Source organism: Glycomyces rhizosphaerae (genome assembly GCF_042647865.1).
GTDB lineage: Bacteria > Actinomycetota > Actinomycetes > Mycobacteriales > Micromonosporaceae > Glycomyces > Glycomyces rhizosphaerae.
In genome coordinates this window covers 595,201-615,961 of the sequence record NZ_JBHRWO010000010.1, presented here as the reverse complement: position 1 = coordinate 615,961, position 20,761 = coordinate 595,201, and the positions used below count along the sequence as shown (strand labels likewise).

The 20,761-nt window shown below is 69.7% G+C and carries 24 protein-coding genes and 1 pseudogene; 10 read left to right on the top strand and 15 right to left on the bottom strand.

Annotation, left to right across the window (positions count from 1 at the left end; all coding sequences use genetic code 11):
- Positions 1-18 precede the first annotated feature (18 nt).
- Positions 19-2,082, bottom strand: coding sequence for a flotillin family protein (locus tag ACFO8M_RS12665; protein ID WP_387975533.1), 2,064 nt, complete (start codon positions 2,080-2,082; stop codon positions 19-21).
- Positions 2,083-2,305: 223 nt separating this feature from the next.
- Entirely contained in the window at positions 2,306-2,965 is a 660-nt protein-coding gene (locus ACFO8M_RS12660; protein WP_387975531.1) for a hypothetical protein, read from the bottom strand.
- Between the two features lie 377 nt (positions 2,966-3,342).
- On the opposite strand from ACFO8M_RS12660, the gene ACFO8M_RS12655 reads away from it, so the two are divergent.
- Together ACFO8M_RS12655 and ACFO8M_RS12650 are read left to right on the top strand one after the other, a co-directional pair.
- Complete coding sequence (locus ACFO8M_RS12655) at positions 3,343-5,763, top strand: FtsK/SpoIIIE domain-containing protein (RefSeq protein ID WP_387975528.1); 2,421 nt, start codon at positions 3,343-3,345, stop codon at positions 5,761-5,763.
- A complete protein-coding gene (locus tag ACFO8M_RS12650) occupies positions 5,760-6,389 on the top strand; it encodes a hypothetical protein (RefSeq protein WP_387975525.1) in 630 nt (209 codons plus the stop codon). The genes ACFO8M_RS12655 and ACFO8M_RS12650 overlap by 4 nt, the downstream gene beginning before the upstream one ends.
- Before the next feature lie 18 nt (positions 6,390-6,407).
- On the opposite strand, the pseudogene ACFO8M_RS12645 reads toward ACFO8M_RS12650, so the two are convergent.
- Positions 6,408-7,419: pseudogene (locus tag ACFO8M_RS12645) on the bottom strand (NADP-dependent oxidoreductase).
- 77 nt (positions 7,420-7,496) lie between these two features.
- On the opposite strand from ACFO8M_RS12645, the gene ACFO8M_RS12640 reads away from it, so the two are divergent.
- Positions 7,497-8,078, top strand: a complete 582-nt coding sequence (locus ACFO8M_RS12640; protein ID WP_387975522.1) for a TetR/AcrR family transcriptional regulator — start codon at positions 7,497-7,499, stop codon at positions 8,076-8,078.
- Between the two features lie 9 nt (positions 8,079-8,087).
- On the opposite strand, the gene ACFO8M_RS12635 is transcribed toward ACFO8M_RS12640, so the two are convergent.
- Together ACFO8M_RS12635 and ACFO8M_RS12630 are read right to left on the bottom strand one after the other, a co-directional pair.
- Positions 8,088-8,492, bottom strand: a complete 405-nt coding sequence (locus tag ACFO8M_RS12635; RefSeq protein ID WP_387975519.1) for a hypothetical protein — start codon at positions 8,490-8,492, stop codon at positions 8,088-8,090.
- Positions 8,485-8,850, bottom strand: a complete 366-nt coding sequence (locus ACFO8M_RS12630; protein WP_387975517.1) for a hypothetical protein — start codon at positions 8,848-8,850, stop codon at positions 8,485-8,487. Before ACFO8M_RS12630 ends, ACFO8M_RS12635 begins: the two co-directional genes overlap by 8 nt.
- Before the next feature lie 127 nt (positions 8,851-8,977).
- On the opposite strand from ACFO8M_RS12630, the gene ACFO8M_RS12625 reads away from it, so the two are divergent.
- The 5 genes from ACFO8M_RS12625 to ACFO8M_RS12605 are packed head-to-tail and all read left to right on the top strand — an operon-like array spanning position 8,978 to position 12,010.
- Positions 8,978-9,382 (top strand): hypothetical protein, encoded by a 405-nt coding sequence (locus ACFO8M_RS12625; RefSeq protein ID WP_387975514.1) that lies wholly within the window; start codon positions 8,978-8,980, stop codon positions 9,380-9,382.
- Positions 9,383-9,437: 55 nt separating this feature from the next.
- Complete coding sequence (gene moaC / locus ACFO8M_RS12620) at positions 9,438-9,905, top strand: cyclic pyranopterin monophosphate synthase MoaC (protein ID WP_387975511.1); 468 nt, start codon at positions 9,438-9,440, stop codon at positions 9,903-9,905.
- Positions 9,893-10,429: a MogA/MoaB family molybdenum cofactor biosynthesis protein gene (locus ACFO8M_RS12615; RefSeq protein WP_387975508.1), complete on the top strand. Its 537-nt coding sequence runs from the start codon at positions 9,893-9,895 to the stop codon at positions 10,427-10,429. Before moaC ends, ACFO8M_RS12615 begins: the two co-directional genes overlap by 13 nt.
- Complete coding sequence (locus tag ACFO8M_RS12610; RefSeq protein WP_387975505.1) at positions 10,429-11,592, top strand: molybdopterin molybdotransferase MoeA; 1,164 nt, start codon at positions 10,429-10,431, stop codon at positions 11,590-11,592. Before ACFO8M_RS12615 ends, ACFO8M_RS12610 begins: the two co-directional genes overlap by 1 nt.
- A gap of 4 nt (positions 11,593-11,596) precedes the next feature.
- Positions 11,597-12,010 (top strand): molybdenum cofactor biosynthesis protein MoaE, encoded by a 414-nt coding sequence (locus ACFO8M_RS12605; protein WP_387975503.1) that lies wholly within the window; start codon positions 11,597-11,599, stop codon positions 12,008-12,010.
- On the opposite strand, the gene ACFO8M_RS12600 is transcribed toward ACFO8M_RS12605, so the two are convergent.
- On the bottom strand, positions 12,007-12,660 hold the full coding sequence (locus ACFO8M_RS12600; RefSeq protein ID WP_387975500.1) for a copper resistance CopC family protein: 654 nt from the start codon (positions 12,658-12,660) through the stop codon (positions 12,007-12,009). The two genes, ACFO8M_RS12605 and ACFO8M_RS12600, sit on opposite strands and share 4 nt — an antisense overlap.
- 180 nt (positions 12,661-12,840) lie before the next feature.
- Here ACFO8M_RS12600 and ACFO8M_RS12595 point away from each other — a divergent pair, with 180 nt between their 5' ends.
- On the top strand, positions 12,841-13,833 hold the full coding sequence (locus ACFO8M_RS12595; RefSeq protein WP_387975497.1) for a Gfo/Idh/MocA family protein: 993 nt from the start codon (positions 12,841-12,843) through the stop codon (positions 13,831-13,833).
- A gap of 27 nt (positions 13,834-13,860) precedes the next feature.
- Here ACFO8M_RS12595 and ACFO8M_RS12590 read toward each other — a convergent pair whose 3' ends face one another.
- A complete protein-coding gene (locus ACFO8M_RS12590) occupies positions 13,861-14,742 on the bottom strand; it encodes a hypothetical protein (protein ID WP_387975495.1) in 882 nt (293 codons plus the stop codon).
- 102 nt (positions 14,743-14,844) lie between these two features.
- Between ACFO8M_RS12590 and ACFO8M_RS12585 the strand changes: the two genes are divergently transcribed.
- A complete protein-coding gene (locus ACFO8M_RS12585) occupies positions 14,845-16,056 on the top strand; it encodes a hypothetical protein (RefSeq protein WP_387975492.1) in 1,212 nt (403 codons plus the stop codon).
- Here ACFO8M_RS12585 and ACFO8M_RS12580 read toward each other — a convergent pair.
- The 8 genes from ACFO8M_RS12580 to ACFO8M_RS12545 all read right to left on the bottom strand — a co-directional run bounded on the left by ACFO8M_RS12580 (position 16,053) and on the right by ACFO8M_RS12545 (position 20,754).
- Entirely contained in the window at positions 16,053-16,331 is a 279-nt protein-coding gene (locus ACFO8M_RS12580) for a hypothetical protein (RefSeq protein ID WP_387975489.1), read from the bottom strand. The two genes, ACFO8M_RS12585 and ACFO8M_RS12580, sit on opposite strands and share 4 nt — an antisense overlap.
- Positions 16,332-16,396: 65 nt before the next feature.
- Positions 16,397-17,050: a hypothetical protein gene (locus ACFO8M_RS12575; RefSeq protein ID WP_387975486.1), complete on the bottom strand. Its 654-nt coding sequence runs from the start codon at positions 17,048-17,050 to the stop codon at positions 16,397-16,399.
- 81 nt (positions 17,051-17,131) lie between these two features.
- Complete coding sequence (locus tag ACFO8M_RS12570; RefSeq protein WP_387975483.1) at positions 17,132-17,965, bottom strand: hypothetical protein; 834 nt, start codon at positions 17,963-17,965, stop codon at positions 17,132-17,134.
- Positions 17,966-17,969: 4 nt separating this feature from the next.
- Positions 17,970-18,692: a hypothetical protein gene (locus ACFO8M_RS12565; protein ID WP_387975480.1), complete on the bottom strand. Its 723-nt coding sequence runs from the start codon at positions 18,690-18,692 to the stop codon at positions 17,970-17,972.
- A 9-nt stretch (positions 18,693-18,701) separates the two neighbouring features.
- Positions 18,702-19,070 carry a hypothetical protein gene (locus tag ACFO8M_RS12560; RefSeq protein WP_387975478.1) on the bottom strand — a complete coding sequence of 123 codons (369 nt, stop codon included), beginning with the start codon at positions 19,068-19,070 and terminating at the stop codon, positions 18,702-18,704.
- Positions 19,071-19,137: 67 nt separating this feature from the next.
- On the bottom strand, positions 19,138-19,506 hold the full coding sequence (locus ACFO8M_RS12555; RefSeq protein WP_387975475.1) for a YbaB/EbfC family nucleoid-associated protein: 369 nt from the start codon (positions 19,504-19,506) through the stop codon (positions 19,138-19,140).
- A complete protein-coding gene (locus tag ACFO8M_RS12550) occupies positions 19,503-19,805 on the bottom strand; it encodes a hypothetical protein (protein WP_387975472.1) in 303 nt (100 codons plus the stop codon). Before ACFO8M_RS12550 ends, ACFO8M_RS12555 begins: the two co-directional genes overlap by 4 nt.
- 163 nt (positions 19,806-19,968) lie before the next feature.
- Positions 19,969-20,754, bottom strand: coding sequence for a hypothetical protein (locus ACFO8M_RS12545; RefSeq protein ID WP_387975469.1), 786 nt, complete (start codon positions 20,752-20,754; stop codon positions 19,969-19,971).
- Between the last annotated feature and the right edge of the window lie 7 nt (positions 20,755-20,761).

Below are 20,761 nucleotides of genomic sequence, written 5' to 3'. Positions count from 1 at the left end.
CGGCCCGCGCCCGTTCGACTACTTGGCGATTTCGAGGGCCGGCTTCTCGGCGACGCCGAGTTCCTTGGCCTTGCCGAGGAGACCCGACAACATGTCGTGGTCGCCGCCGCCCTGCATGAGCTTGACGAGGGCGGCCGAGACGGTGAGGTTCTTGACGTCCTCGCTGCCGACACCGCTGAGCACACCCTTGAGGTCCTCGGCGAACGACGTCGAACCGTTGCCCCAGTTGGCGGCCACGGTCTGGGCGACCTCGGAGTGGGCCACGAAACCGTCCACGGCCTTGCCGTAGCCGATGGCGCCGACGACCCGGTCGAAGAACTCGGTGTCGCCGCCGACGATCGAGATGTCGGCACCGGTGAGTCCCGCGGAGATGACCCCGGCCTGCTGCTCGGCGATCGAGCGGCGAGCCTCGATCTCCATGCCCCGCAGTTCCTTCTCCATCTCCAGGCGCAGGCGGTACTCCTCGTGCCCGCGGCTGGCGTCGGAGAGCGCGTCCATCGCGACGGCCTTCTCGGTGAGACCCGCGGACTCGGCGAGGAGCTTCTCGCGCAAGGCGTTCGCCTCGGCAGTGCCCTTCGCGGCCGTCGCGGTCGCCTCGGCCTTGCCGATGGCGGCCTGGGCTTCGGCCTCGGCCAGGCCCTTCGCTTCGGCGGCCTTCGCCTCGGCGAGCCCGCCCTTCTCGATGGCGTCGGCCTCGGCCTCGCGGACCTGGACGGCGGCCAGACCCGGGGCGGCCGCGATGGCCTGGTCCCCTTCGGCCTGGCGGATCTTGGCGCGGGCCTCGAGCTCGGCGGCCTGCTGCGCGGCCTCGGCCTCGGTCAGGCGCTGACGGGCGAGGTGCTTGGACGCGGCCTCGCCGGCTTCGGCCTTCTTGATGTCCTTGACCAGGCTCTCCTGGGCTTCGGCCTCGGCGAGGATGATGACGCGCTGGCGTTCGCGCTCGGCCTCTTCGGTGGCGCGCAGGCGCTTGATGCCCTCTTCCTGCTCGGCGACGGTCTTCTCGACGGCGATGCGCTCGCGGATGACGTCGGCGATGTCGCGCTTCTGCGCCTCGAGCTCCTTCTGGGCCGCGATGCGGGCCAGCTCTTCCTCGCGTTCGCGGCCGACGACCTCGAGGATGCGGTCCTTCTCGATGCGCTCGGTCTCGACGGCGATCACGCGCTCGCGGTTCTTCTCGGCGACGGCGATCTCGCGGAGGCGGTTCTCGTGCTGGATGCCCGTGGCCTCTTCGGTCTTGATCCGGGCGGTCTCGCTCTTGAGGCGCTCCTCGGCCTGGACCTTCTGGACCTCGGCGCCTTCGCGGGCGCGGAGGGTCTCGATCTCGCGCTGCTGGCGGATCTCGGCCTCGGTCTGGCGGCGCTCGAGTTCGAGCACGGCCTCCCGGGCCTCGACGTCCTGGCGCTTGATCTCCTTCTCCTCGGTGCGGCGGTGCTCGTTCGTGGTGACCGCTTCGATCGCGGTGAGCTGGGTGATCTTGCGGATGCCCTGCGCGTCGAGGATGTTCTTGGGGTCGAGCTGGTCCATCGGGGTCTGCTCGAGGTAGTCGATGGCCGCGTCCTCGAGCGAGTAGCCGTTGAGGTCGGTGCCGATGACGTTGAGGATGCGGTCGCGGAACTCGTCGCGGTTCGTGTACAGGTCGGTGAAGTCGAGCTGCTTGCCGACGGTCTTGAGGGCCTCGGCGAACTTGGCGTTGAACAGCTCCTGGAGCGTGTCCTGGTCGGAGGCGCGCTTGGTGCCGATCGCGCCGGCGACGTTGAGGACGTCCTCGACGGTGGCGTTGACGCGCACGAAGAACGTGATGGAGATGTCGGCGCGGATGTTGTCCTGGCAGATCAGGCCGTCTTTGCCCGCGCGGTTGATCTCGATGGTCTTGACCGAGATGTCCATGTACTCGGCGCGGTGGATGATCGGCAGGACCAGGGCCGAGGTGAAGGACACTTTGCGCGTGCGCAGCTTCGTGACGACCAGGGCCTGGCCGGGCGCGACCTTCCGGTAGAGCCGGATGACCATGAGCAGTATGCCGAGGAAGACGAGCGCCGCGACCACGAGCGTGATCAGCGTCGCCGAGTTGGTGGCGTCCATGCGGTGGTTCCTAACGAGACTTCGGGGGAACGGGGACTTGGGGGCGGCGCGTGCGCGGCCGCTGGAGGGCCGGTCGCCGCTGCGGGCGTGACAACACCCTAACCGGGGCGGTCCAGTCGCGTGGTACACGAGATGCCTGACGGCACGAAATGGTGAGAGTCAAAACCGGTAATACCGTGGGATTACGGTCCGGTCCAATGTGATGCGGGGCTGGGCCCTGACGCTAGGGCTCCATGACGGCGAGGTCCGGCGGCAGCGACACCGGGACGACCAGGAAGACCCGGTCGATCTCGTCGTAGTCGAAGACGACGACCTTGGAGTGGCGCGCGAAGAGCTCGGGGTCGATGCCTTCGGGCTCGTGCGGGGAGCGGCGCACGTTGATGAGCAGCAGTTGGCCTTCCTCGTCGGTGATCTCGGCCTGGCCGGAGTCGAGGGTGACGGTGCCGGTGCGCACCACGCAGACCTTGCCGACGAGGTCGGCGTGCGCGGTGGCGGGCGCGTCCTCGAAGAGCTTCGCGAGCGGCGCCGTGAGCAGTTTCGCGCCGAGCATGCCCACGCCTATCCCCGCGACGAGCACGGCGGTGCCCGTGGCGGCGGGCGGGATGAACATGTCGGTGCTGCGCACCCAGGTGGTGCCGAGCACGGTCACTATCCAGCCCAAGGTGATCCAGAGCGAGAGCACGACGGTGAACGGGACCGCGCCGATCCCGAAGGCCGACCAGAAACCGCCTCCGGCGTCGAGCTCGGTCTCCGAGCCGACGTCCACGATGTCGACGTCGAGCGCGCCGACGATCACGGTGATCCAGTACAGGACCACGATGACGAGGCCGAAGGAGAAGACGACCGGCGGGAAGGATAGGGCGATATCCAGAAACTCACTCATGGGGCACGGGTCCTTCTTGGCGAATCCGAGGGGCGGCCCGCGGGCGCAGATGCGGGCTTCTTCGGTGCTGTACAGATTTACGGCTCGCGAGCTTCGCCTGGTCACATTTACGGCTCGCAAGCTTCGCCGAGGCTTGACTGCTCGCACGTGAGCTGCGCGCGGGCGGGCGGGCGTTGGCAGTCGGACGGATCTCTACGGGTCAGCGAGATCAGGCCTGCTTCTAGGGTAATGCACGCGCTCCTTCGGGGGAAGGTTGCGCAAAGCGGACTATCGAGCCGTGCGGCGGCCACTGCGGCCCGGCCGACATGGCTCCCCGCGATATGGTGTGACCGGTCGAACAGCCCCGGCTGCATCCACGAATCGCGCAAGGAGGTCCCGTGCCCGGTTTCCAGACCGCACTGGCGAACGCGGCCGCGGCCTGCGACGCGGCCCTCGCACGTCTCGGCCTCGTCGCGCAGCGCCTCGGCGACGCCGCCTTCCAAACCCCGGTGGACCCCGAACTCCTCGCGGCCGAACGCCAGATCGCCGACGCCGCCGCCGCTTCCGCGCAGCAGCTCCGCACCGATCCCGGTCTCCTGCACGCCGGTCGAGTGCTCCTCCATGAAGGACGATCGGTGCCGCTCATCGTGCCGTTCGGCGAACGCGGGCACCTCGCGACCTCGGTCGACGCCCGCGTCGAAGGCGTCGCGAACCTGGTGCGGGCCGCGATCCTCCACGCCGTGGCCACCCGCGAACCCGGCGGGCTGCGCGTCGTCGGCATCGACACCGCGACGCTCGGCGCGTCGTTCGCGCCGCTGCGCCCGCTCGCCGACGCGGGCGTGATCGAAGCGGTCGCCACGGACACGCGCGCCGCCGCCGACGCGGTCGCGCTGGCCGAATCCCAAGTGGCCGAGCACATCGCGGGCCGCCGCACCGACCGCATGCTGTTCGTCGTCGCCTCTCTCAGCGAGGCGCCTCGGACCCTCGTCGAGCGCATCGACGCTTTGGCGCGTTCGGGTCTGGCGCACGGCGTCACGGTGCTCGGCTGCGGCCTGCCCGACCTGCCGCAGGCGGCCGTCATGCACGCCTTGGAAGGCCGCGTGGAGATCACGAACCCGCCCGCGGCGCCGTTCGGGCGCGGCGACCGCCTGGCCGCGCCGGTCGACTGGCCCGAGACCCCCGATCCGTCCTTCGTCGCCGGTGAGGCGCTGCGGCTCGCCGAGCGCGCCAAGGCCGCCGCGACCCTCACCTTCGCCGACCTCATCCCGCCGACCCCCATGGCCGCCAGCCCGGCCCGGGGTCTGGAAGTCCTCATCGGACGCGACGCGGCCGGGGAGGTGCTGCTGCGCTTCGACGACGCGACCCCGCACTGGCTCGTGGGCGGGCGCACCGGCGGCGGCAAGACCGTGTTCCTCCTCGACGTCCTCTACGGGCTCGCCTCCCGTTACGCCCCTTCGGATCTGGCGCTGTTCCTGCTCGACTTCAAAGAGGGCGTCTCGTTCACCGAGTTCATCCCGACCGAGCGGGACCCGAGCTTCATCCCCCACGCGCGCGCCGTCGGCGTCGAATCCGACCGCGAATACGGCCTCGCCGTGCTGAAGACGCTGAACGAGGAGATGACGCGGCGCTCCAACGTCATGAAGCGCTACGGCGTCAACTCCTTCGCGGGGCTGCGCGACCACGAGGCGTATCCGCGGATCGTGTGCGTCGCCGACGAATTCCAGGTGCTCCTGGCCGGGAACGACCGAGTGGCTTCCGAAGCCGTTGCGCTGCTGGAGAACCTGGCCCGCAAGGGCCGCTCGTACGGCGTGCACCTCGTGCTCGCCTCGCAGACGATCTCCGGCATCGAAGCGCTGTGGGCGAAGAAGGACTCGATCTTCGGGCAGTTCCCGATGCGCATCGCCCTCCCCGGCGCCCGCACCGTCCTCGAGCCGAACAACGATGCGGCGTCGCGCATCTCGCTCGGGCAGGTCGTCGTCAACACCGAGGGCGGCACCGCCGGAGCCGACCGCGTCGCCCGCTTCCCCGACACGGATACCCAAGTGATGCACCGGCTCCGCGAACAGCTCGGCGAGGAGCACGCCGGAGTCGGCGCGCCGCGCGTGTTCTACGGCTACCGGCCCGTGCACCTCAACGAGACGCTGCCGGGCGAACGCAGAACCGGGCGCGCCCTGCTCGGCCGCGAGGTCTCGCTGCGCCTCGACGCCGCCGGGATCGACCTCGACCGCCGTCCCGGCAGGCACCTGGCCGTCCTCGGCTCCGACCCGGTGGGCGGCGAAGCGCTCGAAGCCGCCGTGGAATGCTTGGCGGGCAACGGCACCCGCATCCTCGGCGTCGACTTCACCGGCAACGCCGACCTCCGCCGGACCGCCGACCGGATCGCCCCCGAGGCCTTCGCCGCGTCCCTCGACGCGATCCCCGACGGCACCGTCATCGCCGCATGGGGCCTCGACGCCGCGGCCCTGGACATGAAGGCGCAGAAGGCCTTGCGCGATCTGCTGCGCACCGGCCCCACCCGAGACGTGCACCTGCTCGGCTGGTGGCGGAACTTCCGCCGCTTCACCGACGACATCGGCGGCTCCGCCGGCCGCGAGGACGTCGCCTGCGCGCTCGTCCTCAACCTCCCCGGCGGAGAGATCATGGGCCACTTCGGACAGCAGTTCCAGCATTGGAGCCCCAGGGCCGGAAGGGCACTGCTCATCGACCGCCACGCCGACACCGGCGGCGGCAGGCTCCTCGTCCCGTTCTCGCGGCCCGACGAGCCCGGTCCCGGCCCCCAGCGCAGCGGTGACAGCGCGATCGAGAGGATCCGCCAGTGAGCGCCTTCGACGACTACCTCGCCCAGCTGCGCCGTCTCGACGAGGCGCGACGCACCGCCGACGAGACCGCCGCGCGCACCGCCACGGTCACCGAATCCCTCGGCCAGCGCACCAGCCGCCTCACCGACCAGGCCGGGGCGCGGCGCGCCGCCGTCGACGAGCTCGCCCGCACCGCGCGCACCGCGCCCCCGCAGCGCCTCCCCGCGCCGCCGCCCCTGACCGGCGACCCGAACGCGGACATCGCCGCCGCCGAAGCGGACTTGCACGTGGCCGCAACGGAACTGGAGGAGGCCCGGTACCTGGCGCACCGGCCGCCGTGGCTGCCGCGCTGGCGATCGGACGAGCGCAACGGGCTCATCTACGGGCTCTTCGCGGTCGTCTGCGTCGTGGTGCAGCTGTTCGTGCTCCGCAATCTGCGCGCCGAAGACGCGCTCGGCGCGGTCCTCCTCGCGGCGGTGCTCATCGGCTGCCCGCTCGGGGCGTTCGGCTTGGGCTGGTTGACGATCGGCGTGGCGGCCCGTCCGAAGATCGGGGACGAGGAGAAGCGGCTCGAACGGAACTTCCGGCTCGGCCTGGTCGTGTGCGGATCGACCCTGGTAGTGGCCTTCCTCGGGTTCTTCAGCTAGTTTCGGCGCGTTCCGGCCTCAGACGCGGACGACCATCTTGCCGGTGTTCTTGCCGCGCATCATGTCGAGGAAGGCGTCGACCGAGTGCTCGACACCGTCCACGATGGTCTCGTCGTAGGCGATCTTGCCCTGGCCGAACCATTCGGTCATGCGCGCGCCGAATTCGGGGCGCAGGTGCAGGTGGCCGCCGAGCGTGAAGCCCTTGACAGTGAGGCTCTGCTGGATGATCTTGGCGAGGTTGTCGGGCCCGGGGGCCTTCTCGGTGCTGTTGTAGAGCGAGATCGCGCCGCACATGGCGATGCGGCCGTCGCGGTTCATGACGTCGAGCGCGGCCTCGAGGTGGTCGCCGCCGACGTTGTCGAAGAACACGTCCACGCCTTCGGGAGCGAGTGCCTTGAGCTGTTCGCGCACGGGCGCGTCCCTGTAGTTGAAAGCGGCGTCGTAGCCGTACTTCTCGGTGAGCAGCCGCACCTTCTCGGGGGTGCCGGCGGAGCCGATGACGCGGCCGGCGCCGAGGAGCTTCGCGATCTGGCCCACGGCGGTGCCGACGGCGCCCGCGGCGCCGGAGACGAACACGGTGTCGCCTTCCTTGAGGCCCGCGATCGCGGTGAGGCCGACGTAGGCGGTCATCCCGGTCATGCCGAGGATGCCCAGGTTCAAGGAGAGCGGCACGCCCGGGATCTCGGGGACGGCGGTGAACCCGGCGGCGTCCTCCTGCACGAGGTCGCGCCAGCCGTACTGGTGAAGCACGACCGTGCCGACGGGGAGCTCCGCGACGGTGGACTCGACGACGCGGCCGATGGCGCCGCCGGTCATGGTCTCGCCGAGGTTGAAGGGCGGGATGTAGCTCTTGGCGTCGTTCATGCGCCCGCGCATGTACGGGTCGACTGACAGAAACTCGTTGCCGGCCCCGGACCTGGCCCGGGGCCGGCTCACCGAGGCTGACCTTCTCGGTGCGGAAGTCCTCGTGCGTCGGCCATCCCTGCGGGCGGCGGACGAGCTGGATCTGGGTGCTGACGGCCTCTGACATGGCGATTCCCTTCGTTTTTGGAATGATCGTTCTACTAATATATACTGGAACGATCGTTACGCAAAGAGAGGTTGGTCATGGGGCGCACGCAGACCTTCGACACCGATGAAGTGGTCCGGGCCGCCCGAGGCGTGTTCTGGAAGCACGGCTACGAGGCCGCCTCCGTCCCCGCGCTCGAAACCGCCACCGGACTGCGCCGATCGAGCATCTACAACGCCTTCGGCAGCAAACGAGGCCTCTTCGACGCCGCCGTCGCCTCGTACCTCGACGAGATCATCCGCCCGCGGCTGGAACCGCTCCAGGCCGAGCCACCGGCCCCGAACGCCATCCTCGATTACCTGCACGGCCTGCGCGCCGGGCTCGAACGCGCCGGCTCGTTCACCTCCGCCAACGGATGCCTGCTCATCAACACCGCCGGAGCGCCGATCGCCGACGACGCCACCGTGCGCGAAACGGTCGCCGCCTACCGCGCGGAACTGCGCGAAGCCATCGGCAACGGCCTCCGCACCCACCTCGCCGACCTGCCCGCCGACCAGGTCGAGCGGCTCACCGAGACCTGCACGGCCCTGGTCGTCGCCGCCTACGCGCTCACCCGCGTCGACAACGCCAGCGCCCTCAGCAGCATCGACACGGCCCTGGACCTCATCGACAGGGCCTGAGACCAGGCTCTAAGAGTCCTTGCGGCGCTTGAGGAGATACACGAGCCCGACCGCCGGGAGCACCAGCGGAACGTACCCGTACCCGGACCCGAAGTGCGACCACACCGACGGCTCGGGGAACCATTGCGGCACCGCGAAACTCAACGCGCCCACCGCGAGCACCCCGGCCATCTCGATGCCCACCGCCAGCAGCGCGAGCGAGGCCGCGCCGCGGATGATCGCGATCGCGGCCACGAGGTAGATGAGCGCGGCGATCGCGCTCAACGCGATGCTCACCGGGGCGTCGCCGAACTTCGTCGCCACCTGGAACAGGGCCCTGGCCCCGGCCGAGACCGCGAAGACCACGTAGACCAGCACGATCAGCCGGCCGAACCCGGCCGCGAGCGAACGCGGCGCCGCCGCAGTGTCAGACATGGATCTGCAGCTCCCAGATCTGGTGGATCCGCAGCATGAGAGCGGCCACGATCAGCCCCGACGCCGCTACCGTCCCGATCCCCCAGCGGCTCCGGTCGATCGACCCCCAGAAGCACGCCGCGATCGGCACCAGGATCGTCGTCACCAGGTAGGAGAAGAACAGCGCCTGCCCCTCCCCCGCCTCGCCCGGGACGATCGCGATCGACACCGCGAGCTGCGCGAGCAGCAGCAGTTCCAAGACCACGACGCCGATGAGATGGCGGCGGCCCACCAGCTCTGAGCGGGCCGTGTCGACGAAGAACCAGGCGCTCATCGCCAGCGCGGCGGCCTGGACGGCGAGGTAGAGCCATTCGATCACGCCTCGACGCTAATACAGGCCCGCGGCGGCGAATCCGGGACCGCGCCCGGAAGTGGCCGCCGCGTAATCTTGCTCTGCCCGACAACCCCTCGGGCCCCTCCACAACTTCAGGAAACGGAGTCGCCGCATGCGCGCCTTCAAGTTCAGCGCCGCCGCGCTCGCCCTCGCGGTCTGGTTCGGCCTCAGCGCCGCGGTCGTGGTCTGGTGCGTCGGCTACCTGTTCTGGGGCGAGTACCGCACGGTGACCGCGACCGCGGACGGCGAGGACCCGAACTGCGTCGGCACCTGGTGCACCGACGGGTCCTGGATGCGCTCACCCGCGACCTACCAGGGCGAATCCGGCACCGAGACGATCACGATCATCGGCGACTACGAGCCCGGCATGCAGACCGACGTGCTCGTCGGCCCGCTCCCCGGCCTCGGCCTGCCCTCCCGGTTCGAGGCGATCCTCCCGCTGATCATCGCCTTCCCCGCGACGCTCACCTCAGGCCTCGCGAACCTCGCCTTCTGGACCTCGCGCAAGGACGACTGAGCGTCGGCCGCGCGGAAAGTCGGCGGTGTCCCCTGCCGCGACTAGACTTCGCGGCATGGCAGACCTCACGCATGTCGACTCCCACGGCGCAGCCCGCATGGTCGACGTCTCCGAGAAGGACGTCTCGCACCGTTCGGCGCTGGCTACCGGGCGGCTGAAGACCACCCCCGAGGTGGTCGCGGCGCTGCGCGAGAACTCGCTCGCGAAGGGCGATGCGCTGGCGACCGCCCGGATCGCGGGCATCATGGCGGCCAAGCGGACGCCGGACCTCGTGCCGCTGTGCCACCCGATCGCCGTCAGCGGCGTGAAGGTGGACCTGACAGTGACCGACGAGGGCGTGGACATCGCCGCGCGAGTGAAGACCGCCGACCGGACCGGCGTCGAGATGGAGGCCTTGACGGCCGTCTCGGTGGCGGCGCTGACATTGGTGGACATGGTCAAAGCGGTCGACCCGGCTGCGGTCATCACCGACATCCGGGTCGAAGAGAAGCTCGGAGGGAAGACAGGCTCATGGCACCGATAAGCGCGCTCGTCGTGGTGGCCTCGAATCGGGCCGCCGACGGGGTTTACGAGGACACGTCCGGGCCGATCCTTATCCAAGGGTTCGCGGCCGCCGGTTTCGACGTGGCCGGGCCGGTCGTCGTGCACGACGGCGAAGAGGTCGCGCAAGCCCTGCAGGACGCGGTCGACGACGGCTTCAACCTGGTCGTCACCTCCGGCGGCACCGGCCTCACCGAACTGGACCTCACCCCGGAGATGACCAGCCGGGTCGTGGACTTCCACATCCCGGGCCTCGCCGAGGCGATCCGCGCGGCCGGGCTCGCGAAGACGCCGCACGCGGCGCTCTCGCGCGGCATCGCGGGAGTCGCGGGCAAGACCCTGATCGTGAACCTGGCCGGGTCCCCGGGCGCCGCGAAGGACGGCCTGGCGGTGCTCACCGCCGAGCTCGTCGGGCACGCGGTGTCGCAGCTGCACGGCGGCGACCACACCCGCGCCGACGCGCCGGAGAAGGACGAGAACCCGGGTGCGCACAGGAGGCAGCCCTGATGACGAGCACGAGCCCGCTCCCCTGGGCTGAGGCCCGCGAGACCGCTTGGGCCGCAGGCTATGCGGCCCGGCCCGCTGCGGTCGAGCTGCCGTTCGCCGAAGCGGTCGGCTCGGCGCTGGCCGCCCCGCTCGTCGCCGTCTCGGACCTGCCCGCGTTCCCGACTTCAGCCGTCGACGGCTGGGCTGTGGCCGGTGCGGGTCCGTGGCGTATCGACGGTGAGGTGCTGGCCGGCCAGGTGCCGAAGGCGCTGGGGCTCGACCAGGCGGTCAAGATCGCGACCGGCGCGCAGGTCCCCGAAGGGGCCGAGGGCATCATCCGCTTGGAACACAGCAAGGTCGAAGACGGTCTAGTCGACGGTCCCGCGGCGCGCGAATGGCGCGAGGCGGGTGAGGAGGCCGTGCAGGGCGAAGCGCTGTTCGCGGCCGGTACTCCGATCAGTCCGCCCGTGGTCGGACTCGCCGCCGCAGCCGGGCATGCCACGCTGCCCTCGCACCCCAGGCCCGCTACGCGCGTCGTCGTCTTCGGCGACGAGCTGCTGACCTCAGGGGTCTCCCGCGAGGGCCGCGTGCGCGATTCCTTGGGGCCCATGGTCCCCCACATGCTGACGGCCGCCGGGGCCGCGGCCGGGCCGAGCATCGGACCGGTCGAGGACACCCTGGAGGCGCACGTCGCGGCGCTGCGCGAGGCGCTCGCGGACGCCGATCTGGTGTGCACCACCGGCGGCACCATGGTCGGCCCGGTCGACCACCTGCACGCCGCGCTCGCCGAGATCGGCGCCGAGTACGTGATCAACACCGTGGCCGTCCGTCCCGGGTTCCCGATGCTGTTGGCGCGCACCAAGGACGGCAAGTTCATCGCCGGGCTGCCGGGCAACCCGCAGTCCGCGGTGATCGCGGTCGTCTCGCTCGTCGCGCCGCTCCTGGCGGGCCTGCGCGGGCTGGCGCTGCCGCCGCTGGGCGCCGCTCGGCTCGCCGAGGACGTGCCGGGACGCGGCGGCTTCACCCATCTGGCCCTGGTCGACAGGGCCGGTCACCGGCTCGGCCACCACGGTTCGGCGATGCTGCGGGGCTTGGCCGGCGCCGCCGGTTTCGCCGTGATCGGCCCCGAGCAGGCCGGTGCCGCAGGCCAGACAGTCGAACTCGCCCTCGTACCTGGAGTGTGACCCCATGATCCGCGCACGCGTACTGGATGCCCCGCTCGACGTCGCCGAGCACGAGGCGGCCGTCTCCGCCGCCGAGGCCGGGGCGGTGGTCTCGTTCTCGGGCGTCGTCCGCAACCACGATCACGGTCGGGGCGTGCTCCGGCTCTCCTACGAGGGGCACCCCTCTTCGGATGAACTGCTGCGCACCATCGCCGAGGAGATCGCCGCGCGCCCGGGCGTTCGGGGCGTCGTCGTCTCGCACCGGGTCGGTGACCTCGCGATCGGCGACCCGGCCCTGGTCGCGGCCGTCGCCGCGGAGCACCGGAAGGAAGCGTTCGACGCCTGCGCCGACCTCGTCGACGAGGTGAAGGCCCGCCTGCCGATCTGGAAGCACCAGTTCTTCGACGACGGCACCGACGAGTGGGTCAACTGCCCTTAGGGCGTGTTGTCCCCATCGGCTTTCGGCTTGCGGCCCACGGTCTTCACGAGGACCACGCCGACCACCACGACCACGAGCAGGCCGAGCAGGATCGCGGCCAGCGCCGCGCCCGCGTTCGATTCCTCCCCTTCCCCGTCGACGCCGTCGGGCATGCCTCCGGTCGCCCGGCTCGTCGTCTCCGAAGGCGTCGGCTCGCCGGTCGCCGCGGCATCGCCAGTGGGCTCCGAGCCCGGCGCGTACAGCCCGTCGGGGATCGACTCGACGGTGAACGTCAGCGTGTCGTCCACCCGGTGGCCGTCTTCCGAGATCACCCGGAACGCCACCGTGTACTCGCCCGGGGTCGTGTACAGCATCGGCTGCGTGAACGTGTCCCCGTCGTAGGTCGGGTCGGCGACCTCGACGACCGCGCCGGTCGGGTCGGTCACCGCGATCTCGGTCGATGGCCCGTCGAGGAGTTCGGAGAACGAGGCCGAGACCGCGGCTGGCGCCTCCGCGATCACCGCGCCGTCCTCGGGGTCGGTGCCCGTCAGCGCCGCGTGCGCCGAGACCGGGGAGGCCAGGGCGAGCGTCAGGACGCCGCCGCCGGTGGCGGCCAGCGCGAGCGCGATGAGGCGCTTGGTTCCAGGGCGGTGTACGGGAGTTCGTTGCATTTCGCCATAGTGCCACGAACCGGTCGGTTCCCCATTGCGGGAAAGCTCACATCGCTTACCAGTTCACGGGTGAGACGTCGCGCATCGTGAGCACCGAATGCGAAATTGGCCCGGTTGGCGGAGATAGTACCGCTGACCCTCGTGTTGACGATCGCCTGAAGTTGTGGTGTGCTTACGTCCATGGTTGAACCGATCCGATGGGGAATCCTGGCGACCGGTGGAATCGCATCGACCTTTGTGGAAGATCTTGCCCTCCTCGACGATTGCCGCGTCACCGCTGTGGCCTCTCGATCGGCGGAGCGCGCCGCCGCGTTCGCCAAGAAACACGACATCCCCAAGGCCCTGGAATCCGTCCAGGCCCTCGCGGCGGACGACGAGGTCGACATCGTCTACGTCGCCACCCCGCACTCCCACCACTATCTGCCCACCTTGCAGCTCCTCGAAGCCGGCAAGCACGTCCTGTGCGAGAAGGCGTTCGCCTACAACGCCGCGCAGGCCCGCACCATGTTCGACGTCGCCCGCGAGCACCAGCGGTTCCTCATGGAGGCCATGTGGACCCGCTGCAATCCGGCCATCCGGGAGATGCGCCGCGCCATCAAGGAAGGCATGATCGGCGAGGTCGTGTCGGTCCACGGCAACTTCTCGTTCTCCGGGGACCTCCCCACCAGCCACCGGCTCCGCAACATCGAGCTCGCCGGGGGAGCGCTCCTCGACCTGGGGGTCTATCCGATCACCTTGGCGCACTTGGTGCTCGGGAAGCCCGACTCGGTCGTGGCCACCAGCGTCAAGGACACCACGGGCGTCGACGCGCAGACCGCCATCACCCTGCGCTATCCGAACGCGATCGCGCAGCTCTCCTGCTCCTACCGGGGCGGGCCCGCCAACGAGGTCACGATCTCCGGCACCGAGGGCCGCATCGAGCTGCGCGACTACGCTTACCGCCCAAGCGGTTACACGCTCGTGCGGTACAACGAGACGCCTCGCGAGTTCGAGGCGCCCTACGTCGGCCACGGTTACGTCCACGAGGCGCTCGAAGTGCACCGGGCGCTGCGCCAGGGGCGGCTCGAGTCGACGCTCGTGCCGCCGCAGGGCACCGTCGAGGTCATGCAGATCATGGACGAGGTGCGCACCCAGATCGGGCTGCGCTACCCCGGCGAGACCCACCCTAAGTAAGTCAGCTTTTCCTGGGCCCCAGGGAGATCAGTATTCGATCTCCTTGCGGGCCTCTTCTCGTTTCGCGGTGATCGCCGCGTGCTTCTCGCGCAGCCAGGCCACCCGGTTCTCGGCGGTCTCGATCGCGGTCTGCTCGGCCTGCTCGACGAGGACGCCGCGCCGTGCGGCCTCCTCTCGGAAGACCTGGTCGAGGTTCGGCAGCAGGGCCATCACGGGGCCGGTGAAGAAGCCGGTCTCGGCCTCCTTCGTGCGGATCCAGCCCTTGTACTCGATCTCGCAGACCACTTGGCGCCGACCGGCTTCGGGGTCGCGGATCGCGAGGTCGGCGACCATGGCCCAGATGGTGAAGATCGCTGACGTGGCCTTCTCGGAGACCCAGCCGCGGCCGGGCACCGGCGGCAGCAGGTTCTCGATGCTCTCGGTGAACGTGTCGGTGGAGAGCTTCTGGATGATCCCGTCCAGCGAGCGGGTGCGGATCGCCTTCACCTTGTGCCACTTGGCGGTCGAGCCGTCGAAGCCGACCTCTTCGGGGCCGATGTCAATGGTGCCGAAGTTGTCGAGCAGGCCCAGGAGCATCCCGGTCCCCATGGGCGGCTTGTTCCCCGAGGTGATGAGCTTGGCGAGGCTCCACTGCCAGTCCTGCTCGACCGGCGAGGAGGGCAGCGGCAGGCGCTTCAGCAGTTCCTCGAAGTCGCCTTCTTTGAAGGCGGACTTCGTGTCGCTCGCCAAGTTGACGGCGCCGTCGCGCTTCTCGACGGCATAGCCCGTCACCGCGTCCACTTTGCTCTTCGCGAAGCCGGTCGCGGCGTCGCGCTTCTCCCGTGCGGCGTCGACACCGACGTCGACGACCATCTTGCCCGCATCCTGCGCGCGCTGCTTCATCTGCTCAAGGCGGTCCTTCATACCCATGCGAGCAAGATACAGGCCTCGGGCTACAACGGGGTGACCCAGAGGAGCCGCGGTGGCCTACCTTGTCCAGAGCACTCGGTAACCCCCGTCGAGAGGACCCCGATGACGCCTGCCCGCGACGACCTGCCCCGGTACAGCCGCAACGGCCGGACGCTGAGCGCCTACCGAACCCGCGAGATCGCCTACCCCGCACCGCGTCCGCTGCGCGTGGGCGACAACGAGATCCGCGTCGTGAACGAGAACGCGACGGCGAAGGCCCGACCGTCGCGGCCCGCCGACGACCCCCGCACCGGCCTGCCGGACCGCAAGCCGAGGGCGGCGCTCCGCGAACCCGACCTCGTACCCGGGCCCGGCGAAGGGGTGCTCTCGATCCTGGTCGCGGGTGGCGACACCGCGCCGGTCGTCGGCGTCGACGGCGTCCCCGTCTCGGTCGGCAACGGCCAGCTCGACCTCGTGCTCCGCGCCGGGCCGCACACGGTCGAGGTGCAGAACCTCTCCACAGTCGACCCGGTGGTCGTAGATGTCGCGGAGGGCGGCGCGCATCGCCTGCAGTTCTTCGAGAACTGGATGGTCGGCCACCGCGTCCTCGGCGACCTGCCCGAGACCTTCGCGTTCGTGTCCACCAACGCGGGCTGCTGGTTGTGGCTGGTGGTGACCTCCCTGATCTGCGGCCTGCCGGTCGGCGGGATCATGAGCCTCATGCCGACCGAGACCTGGCATCTGGTGTCGGGCATCGTCATCGGCGTGCTCGCGGTGGCGTTCATCGTCTCCTGCTGGCCCCTGTACCGCCGTGCGAAGGCCAAGTACCAGCGCGACGTCGCCGCGCAGCACCGCACGATCATGCGCGAGCCCGTGCCCTACACCCCGGACGCGATCCTCTTGGGCGCCAACCCGTCAGCGGTGCCGCCGATGCCGGTCGGCGCGGCCGCGATCGACCTGCACCTGGAATGCGGCAGGCACTTGTGGGCGGGGCACCGGAAGATGGCGATGGGCTCGTTCCTGTCCCGCGCTTGGACGCGGCCGCCGCGCGTGCGCATCGACGGCGTCGAGCAGCCCGCGGCCTGGGGCCACTGGCGCTACCACGTGCCGCCTGGGGCGCACCAGATCATGGTCACCGTCGACGGCCGCCCGCTCGACCTCGACATCCCGGACCGCCACACCGGCCCGTCCGAGAAGCACCGCGAACGCACTGTCGAAGCCCGTGCGGGCCAGGCGGTTTCGGTCAAGGCCGAAGCCCACGTCTACGCGGTCTGGCGTCCCGCCACCGGCGACATCGAAACCTTCGAGCCCCGCCTCTGGCTGGAGACCGCCTAGTAGTGCTGCGGCGGCGGGGCCTGCTGCTGGGGCTGCTGCTGCGGCGGCGCGGCCTGATGGGGCGGGAAGCCCTGCTGCTGAGGATGACCGGGCTGCTGCGGGTACTGGGCCTGCTGCGGGGGGCCGGGCTGCGGGGCGTACTGGCCCGGCTGGACCGGCTGCGGCGCAGCGGGCCCGGCCTTGCGCCCGCGCAGGACGAGCACGAGAGTGATGGCCCCGAAGACACCGGTGAAGCCAGCAGCGCACTGAGGCTCCCTGTCGGGGGGTGGGGGCAAGGCATGACCGAAGCGACTATATGCATCCGCCGCAACCACGATCGGCTAGTCCGCGCTGATCGCGGCTACTTCCGGTACCGGCGCAGGTCGATGCTCGAGCCGTCCGCGAAAGCGATCCGGCGGTACACGCCGGCCGGTTTGAACCGCCGCAGGATGCGGGTCCGGCGGAGCCGGTCCACCTCGCTGTCGTATTGGTATTGGTTGTCGCGCACCTCGATGAGCGTGCGGATCGACACCGGCTCGGCGAACTCGCCCGGCTTGCCCGAGCCGCTCAGGAACTTCCCGTACGTGCGGCCCTCGACCGCGATGAACGCGATACGCCGGTCGGTGAACACCCACAGGCCGCGGCACCGCAGCGCGGGCGTCACCATGCGGCCCAATATGGACTCGCGCCCTTGTCCGCGCAGGACCACATTGGGGCCCTTCAGCTTGCGACCGTCGGGCCCGTCGACGCTCGCGCCGCTGAGGCCTTCGGCTAGGAAGGCGAGCACGATCAGGATGATCACGGAGCCGATGATCCACGCCAGCGCCAGCCATAGGAACTTGGCGATACGCCAAGCAACTTGCTCGAAAGTCCAAGGGGGCCTCGGGATGCCGTCGAACGCAGGCAGCTTCCACTGTGGAATCCAGTCGATGAGCCGCTCGCCGGGTTCCAGCCATTGGCGTTCGAGCATGCCCGGGGAGTCGAGCTTCAGGTCGAATCTAGGGGTTCGGGGCATCAGGGGGCCTTACTACCTGGGGGTTACACAACCTGCGCTTGCGGTCGAACTCGGGGCGCAGGTTCTCAGGCTGGGTCCCGCTCAAGCGCGGTTGATCGCCGCGTACTTCTGCTGCAGCGCAACAAGCTTGTGCGTGAACAGGTGGTCCTGCCTTTTCTTGGAATCCGCTCCCTCCACGAGCTGCGGGGTCGCGTAGACGAACCACCCGCCGCGCGCCATCCACACCACGCGGCGCATGTTGGGCTCGCCCTTCGCGGCCTCGGCCACGGCCTGCGCGGTCCCGGAATCTCTGGCCCACACAGTGACCTGCACCGAGGTGTCCAGGAAGTCGTTGACCTTGCCCGCGATCGCGCGCCCGATCAGGCTCTTCGTGAACCGGCCCTCCTTGATCACGGGCTTGTCCGCCGCGAAGGCCGTGGCCTTCGCGAACGCGCCCGGCGCATCGCACCAGGCGACCTCGTCGGGCACTTCGCCACGGCTGGAACGGTAGTCGCAGACCAGGTCGGGCATCGGCGCGGCGGCGGGCAGGACCCAGATCCGGTACGGGATGACCTTCCCGTCCTCGTCGGCGTCGCACACGCACAGGTTGTCGAACCGGACCCCGCCGCTCTCGCCGCGCACCAGGCTCCGCACCCGCTGCATCGGCAACCCGAAGGCGCGCAACCGCTCCAGCAGCGGACCCCACTGCGGCAAGGCGAACGCTTCGGCATCGCGCTTCACATCGACGTACTCGAGCCGGTTGAGGCGGGAATGCGACTTCCACAGCCGCGCCGCCTCGTCCACCTCGTCGATCTTCGTCGAGGGCCGGTCCAACGTGGCGTCCCCGAAGACCAGGTCTGTCACATAGACGAAGTTCTCGAGCTTGTGCCAGCGGCGCTCGTCCCCTGCGCCGCCCCACTCACCGGTCCCCGACAAGGCGCTATCCGACCTGGATCTTCGGGACGTTGATCATCTTCTCGAGGAACGGCAGGAACACGTTGAAGATGTCCCGCACCAGGTCGGGGGTCTCACCCAGGTTCTGCACGAACTGGACCGCGGCGTTGATGGCCTGGATCGCGCCGAGCACGAGCCCGGCGATCTGGGCCACGGTCATCGCGATGCACAGCGGGATCATCGCACCGAACGTGGCGGTGGAGGCGACCACCTGCGGCACGATCGTCTTGATGATCCAGGAGACGCCCTTCGCGATGAGCTTCTCCACCTGCTCGCGGAGCGACCGGGCGACACCGGCCATCATGTTGAGCACCTGCTGCATGCCCAACGCCAGGAAGCCCATGGCGTCCATCATGAGGCCGAGCTCCATGACGCGGGTGCGGGCCACGTCGCCGTCGTCTCCCAGCCGGCTCGCAAGCTCGCCCTCGACCGTCGAGTTCATGCAGTCGGCGATCGGTGGCATCGAGTTGCCGACGCCGTTCCAGTCGATCGACTGGAGGTCGTTCTTCAGCAGCGTGCCGCCGGCCTTGAGGGTGTCCTTGTTCTTGTACGCCTGATAGCCGGCCTTCAACGGGCTGTTCAGCTTGAAGCCCTGCTGCCCGAAGCCCTGCTGGTCGAGGGTGCTCAGCGCGCCTTGGCCGAAGTCGGCGCTCCAGGTGTCCTGGTGCCCCGGGGAGTCGGAGAAGTCGTTCATTCCGTGGTCGCTCAAGGGGCTTCCCTACTTCTGGACCATCGGGACGTTTTGGGTGTCCTTGGAGTACTCGTTCGCGGCGCCGGCCAAGCCGGTCGCAAGCTTCGTGAACTCCTCGCCCATCAGCGTGTCCACGTCCTCCCAGAACGCGCCCGAGTCCTCAAGGCCGGTCGCGACGCCGTCGATGCCCCCGCCCGCCTTGGTGAGCAGGTCGCGCCAGCCGTCGGCGAGCGAGAAGTAGAGCATCGACATCGGGATGCCGGCGATGCCCCACCTCCACGGGTCAGGGTCGGCCTCGGTCGAGTACTCAGCGGCCTTGTCGGCGTATGACATCGCCTCACACAGCTTGCCGGCCGCAGCGCGCAGCAGCTCGGGCTCGATTTCTTTAGCGGGCATGTGCTTCCGCTGCCAGGATGTCATCGGATGGGATGCGAGCACTGTCCTCCACGGTGCCCACGGCAGGTCAGCTCGGCCGCTCGGGCGAGATGCGGTCCAGCAGGGCCGTCATAGCCGGATCGGCGCTGAGGAACTGCTTGGCGAGCTCGGCGCTCTTCTCGGCGTGGGCGATCCGCGCCTGGGAGACCAGGGCGATGATCGTCGGCGCGAGCGACTGGCGCCTGCGCATCGCGTACTCGTCGATCTTGATCTCCGTGACCCGGGCGTTCCCGTCGAGCTTGACGCCGATGAGTCCGTCCTCGGAGTAGACCTCGAGCTCGGTGCTGGCCGCCTCCTGCATGTCTTCGTACCGGCGCAGAGTCTCCTCGGCCTGGCGCTGCATCGCCTCGAGCCGGGCCATCATCTCTTGCGGGTTCGGGCGTGGTTGATCGCTCATCGACGCTCCTCCTCTTCGGCGAAGGCACCGAGCGAACCCATGGCCGCCTGGATCGCCGACGTCAACTGGGCGTCGAGTTGCTCCTCGGCGGTGCGCAGGGTCGACACGATGACCTCACCGAGTTCCACACCGCTCAGCTCGAACGCGCTCATGCGCAGGTCGAGCTCCTCGATCCGGCCACCCGCAGCGGCCACGACACGGACCTCGCCGTGCTCGCTGACGGCCTCACCGCGAGCTTCGACGGCCATCCGCTCGATCTCCCTGGTGCGGGCCTGAATTGCTTCGCCGCTGTCGGACATCGGCTCTCCCCTCCTTCGCGCAACGCTCGGGTTCTCCTGCGCGCGGTCTCCCTGCGATGCTATAGCGCGCTGGCCAACGACCCCAAAGTACGCCCCACCTGTGGTTATGCTGGTCCAACGCGGCTGGCCCGCCGCGAACCGCCGAAATCCGGACGTGGCCGAATCATCCCAATTCGTCGACCAAACCCTTCACCGTCGCGAGCGTCTCGAACAGCTCGCGTTCCCAGGTCTCCCGCTCCCGGTATTGCGGCTCCATCGTGAACACGACCAGCCGGCGGCCGCGCACGGCCCAGCCGAACTTGAACGCCCCCGCGGCATCGGCCCAGGAGGACAACCACTCGTCCCGGCCGGGCGAGGCACTGTGCAGCCTCGGCGCATCAGGGGTGAGGAACGAGTCCACCGCGCCGACGAGATCCCTGCCCACCGCGGTCCGGCTGAGCCATCCGCTCCCCGCTTTACGCGGCTTCTGCGGCGGCAGCGGGCCATCGACGACCTGATATTCGCCGAGCTGCGGATACCAGTCCAGGTGATAAGGGCGTTTGCTCAAGAGCGCTCGGTCGTACACGAGATCCGGCCGAGTCCGCGACAGCTCTGCGCACACGAACCGGTAAGGCCACTTGGAACCGCCCGCGCCGAAGTTCCAAGCCGCGTAACTGATGAACGGCACCTCGTTCCAGCGGCCTTCAAAGAGGCCGCCGACCTCATTGAGCGGCAGGCACAGCTGCCGCATCTCCGCGAAGAACGCTGAGAGCCTCTGGTCCGCGGCGATCTCGGCTGCGGTCAGGTCCGCGCGATAGGGGAATCCGTACTCAGCGGCGAACTCGCCCCACTTGCGGTTCCGCTGCCGCGCCACCTGCTGCGGCGAGGGCGAACCGTCCCCGTCTTCCCCCGAGCCGGTGGCACTGCCGTCCGCGGTCGCGATCTGCGCCGCGATCTCCAGCGTCTTCACCAGGGGT

What these genes read in the sequence shown, in the direction of transcription:
- ACFO8M_RS12585 (WP_387975492.1), top strand. Translation starts at nt 14,845, where the DNA reads ATGACGCCTGCCCGCGACGACCTGCCCCGGTACAGCCGCAACGGCCGG.
- ACFO8M_RS12635 (WP_387975519.1), bottom strand. Translation starts at nt 8,492, where the DNA reads ATGTCTGACACTGCGGCGGCGCCGCGTTCGCTCGCGGCCGGGTTCGGC.
- ACFO8M_RS12665 (WP_387975533.1), bottom strand. Translation starts at nt 2,082, where the DNA reads ATGGACGCCACCAACTCGGCGACGCTGATCACGCTCGTGGTCGCGGCG.
- ACFO8M_RS12615 (WP_387975508.1), top strand. Translation starts at nt 9,893, where the DNA reads ATGGCACCGATAAGCGCGCTCGTCGTGGTGGCCTCGAATCGGGCCGCC.
- moaC (WP_387975511.1), top strand. Translation starts at nt 9,438, where the DNA reads ATGGCAGACCTCACGCATGTCGACTCCCACGGCGCAGCCCGCATGGTC.
- ACFO8M_RS12560 (WP_387975478.1), bottom strand. Translation starts at nt 19,070, where the DNA reads ATGCCCGCTAAAGAAATCGAGCCCGAGCTGCTGCGCGCTGCGGCCGGC.
- ACFO8M_RS12590 (WP_387975495.1), bottom strand. Translation starts at nt 14,742, where the DNA reads ATGGGTATGAAGGACCGCCTTGAGCAGATGAAGCAGCGCGCGCAGGAT.
- ACFO8M_RS12555 (WP_387975475.1), bottom strand. Translation starts at nt 19,506, where the DNA reads ATGAGCGATCAACCACGCCCGAACCCGCAAGAGATGATGGCCCGGCTC.
- ACFO8M_RS12595 (WP_387975497.1), top strand. Translation starts at nt 12,841, where the DNA reads ATGGTTGAACCGATCCGATGGGGAATCCTGGCGACCGGTGGAATCGCA.
- ACFO8M_RS12575 (WP_387975486.1), bottom strand. Translation starts at nt 17,050, where the DNA reads ATGCCCCGAACCCCTAGATTCGACCTGAAGCTCGACTCCCCGGGCATG.
- ACFO8M_RS12610 (WP_387975505.1), top strand. Translation starts at nt 10,429, where the DNA reads ATGACGAGCACGAGCCCGCTCCCCTGGGCTGAGGCCCGCGAGACCGCT.
- ACFO8M_RS12550 (WP_387975472.1), bottom strand. Translation starts at nt 19,805, where the DNA reads ATGTCCGACAGCGGCGAAGCAATTCAGGCCCGCACCAGGGAGATCGAG.
- ACFO8M_RS12660 (WP_387975531.1), bottom strand. Translation starts at nt 2,965, where the DNA reads ATGAGTGAGTTTCTGGATATCGCCCTATCCTTCCCGCCGGTCGTCTTC.
- ACFO8M_RS12625 (WP_387975514.1), top strand. Translation starts at nt 8,978, where the DNA reads ATGCGCGCCTTCAAGTTCAGCGCCGCCGCGCTCGCCCTCGCGGTCTGG.
- ACFO8M_RS12605 (WP_387975503.1), top strand. Translation starts at nt 11,597, where the DNA reads ATGATCCGCGCACGCGTACTGGATGCCCCGCTCGACGTCGCCGAGCAC.
- ACFO8M_RS12600 (WP_387975500.1), bottom strand. Translation starts at nt 12,660, where the DNA reads ATGCAACGAACTCCCGTACACCGCCCTGGAACCAAGCGCCTCATCGCG.
- ACFO8M_RS12640 (WP_387975522.1), top strand. Translation starts at nt 7,497, where the DNA reads ATGGGGCGCACGCAGACCTTCGACACCGATGAAGTGGTCCGGGCCGCC.